2 protein-coding genes and 1 pseudogene are annotated in these 1,859 nt (G+C 56.9%); all 3 read right to left on the minus strand.

Annotation, left to right across the window (positions count from 1 at the left end):
• Window positions 1–569 (minus strand): annotated as a pseudogene (locus tag ACH2EH_RS08535) (acetoin utilization protein AcuC); the annotation flags it as partial.
• A 9-nt stretch (window positions 570–578) separates the two neighbouring features.
• Window positions 579–1,169 carry a 3-isopropylmalate dehydratase small subunit gene (gene leuD / locus ACH2EH_RS08540; RefSeq protein ID WP_395140768.1) on the minus strand — a complete coding sequence of 197 codons (591 nt, stop codon included), beginning with the start codon at window positions 1,167–1,169 and terminating at the stop codon, window positions 579–581.
• Window positions 1,170–1,172: 3 nt separating this feature from the next.
• Window positions 1,173–1,808 carry a Uma2 family endonuclease gene (locus ACH2EH_RS08545; RefSeq protein WP_395140770.1) on the minus strand — a complete coding sequence of 212 codons (636 nt, stop codon included), beginning with the start codon at window positions 1,806–1,808 and terminating at the stop codon, window positions 1,173–1,175.
• Window positions 1,809–1,859 lie beyond the last annotated feature (51 nt).

Below are 1,859 nucleotides of genomic sequence, written 5' to 3' on the forward strand. Positions count from 1 at the left end.
GAGAGGGTCAGTACCCGGGGATCGTCCCAGTGGCAGACCTGCACCCCATCGCCGTGGTGGACATCAATATCTACGTACATCACGCGCTCTAGCCCCGCGTCTAGGAAAGTCGTGATCGCCAGCGCCAGATCATTGAAGACACAAAACCCGTAGGCTTTCCAGGGATGGGCGTGGTGCAGCCCACCTGCCACATTGAATGCGATCCCAAACTCCCCTGAGAGCGTGCACTTCGCCGCATCCACACTGCCCCCCGCGTAGAGCCGGGAAGCGTCCCACATCCCCGGAAACGCAGGGGTGTCGCCCGGCCCCAGCCCGAAGCGACTCAAGTCAAGTCCGTGGCCTGGTGTACTCGCCCGCTCCACAATCTCTAGATACTCCGCCGTGTGCACTCGCTCCAGCAAGGATTCGTCCACCGGCGTGGGCGCAAGACGCGTGATGGCATCAAACGCACCTAAGCTTGCCAGCTTCCGATCCACGAGCTGAAGCCGTCGCTGTTGTAAGGGGTGTTTTCCGCCCAGATCATAGGTCAGGAAAGCATCGGTGTAGAGAAAGGCTGTCTTGCGGGGCATACACCCATTTTACCCGCGCTTGGCTTCATAGGCCGTAATATCGGGCTCGTTTTGCAGCGTTAGGCCGATGTCATCAAGGCCGTTGAGCAGGCAGTGACGACGGAAGTCATCCACCGTAAAAGTCGCCGTGAAGCCGTCAGGGCCGGTGATAGTGTGGGTCTCTAAGTCCACGGTCACTTCCGCGCCAAGATTGTTCTGCAAGCGCCCTAGTAAATCATAGACTATTTCTTCGGGGAGCACTATTGGGAGCATCCCGTTTTTGAAGCAGTTATTATAAAAAATATCGGCGTAGCTGGGCGCGATAATGCTCCGAAAGCCGTAGTCTTCTAGCGCCCACGGCGCGTGTTCGCGGCTGGAGCCACAGCCAAAGTTCTTACCCGTCACCAGCACCTGCGCCCCAGCCAGCTTGGGATCATTGAGTTCAAAAGCGGGGTTGGGAGTCTTGCCATCGGCCTCGTAGCGCCAGTCAAAGAACAGAAACTTGCCAAAGCCCGTGCGCTCGATGCGCTTCAGAAACTGCTTGGGGATGATCTGATCCGTATCCACATTCACGCGGTCCATGGGGGCCGCCACTCCGGTAATTTTCGTAAAAGATTTCATAGTTTATTCTTCAAAGAGGGCATCTACGGCGACGATTAAGCCAGGAAAAGTGACCGAGACGATACTCTCCCCACTCTTGTAGGTGCCCACGGTCTCAATCGCATCCTCGGTGAGGGAGATCACTTCGATGGTCTTGGTTTCCGCAAAGACCTGCCACACTTCTCGCACATCCACATGGTGATAATCGGAGAGCTTGGCGGTGCGCTGGCCCGGACGCTCCGACGGGGATATTATTTCGACAACGAGCTCGGGAGCCGGGTCAAGCGGAGCCGGGCTATCATCAGGTAGATTCTGTCCGAGGCGCTCCTGGCTGATAAGAAGCACATCAGGCTGGCGGCTTTTCAGCGGAATGTGTCGGATCAGCACATCGCAGGGAGCGACAAAGCACTCTCCCAGAAGCCCTGCGGCCACAAAATCTTCAAACTGACGAGCGATGCGCCGCACCAGGCGCTGGTGTTGTCGTGTGGGAGAAGCCATCTCTTCCTTTCCGTAGCGGCGGTAGACTTTGTAGCCGTCTAAAATATCGTAGCGTGCCCACTCTTCCGGGGAGCGGACATACTCCTCGTAGGTCATCGGGCGCGTGATACCGGGAATTTCAGTAGTATCAGAGATGTCAAGCTTCTCAGCAATGGCAGTCATGGGGCTATTTTATCGCACCGAAGGCGGCGAAGGGGCCGTTTTTGTGGAGGA

Source organism: Armatimonas sp., assembly GCF_043760365.1.
Lineage (GTDB): Bacteria > Armatimonadota > Armatimonadia > Armatimonadales > Armatimonadaceae > Armatimonas.

Coding starts and splice junctions, on each gene's coding strand:
- ACH2EH_RS08545 (WP_395140770.1), bottom strand. CDS start 1,808: ATGACTGCCATTGCTGAGAAGCTTGACATCTCTGATACTACTGAAATT.
- leuD (WP_395140768.1), bottom strand. CDS start 1,169: ATGAAATCTTTTACGAAAATTACCGGAGTGGCGGCCCCCATGGACCGC.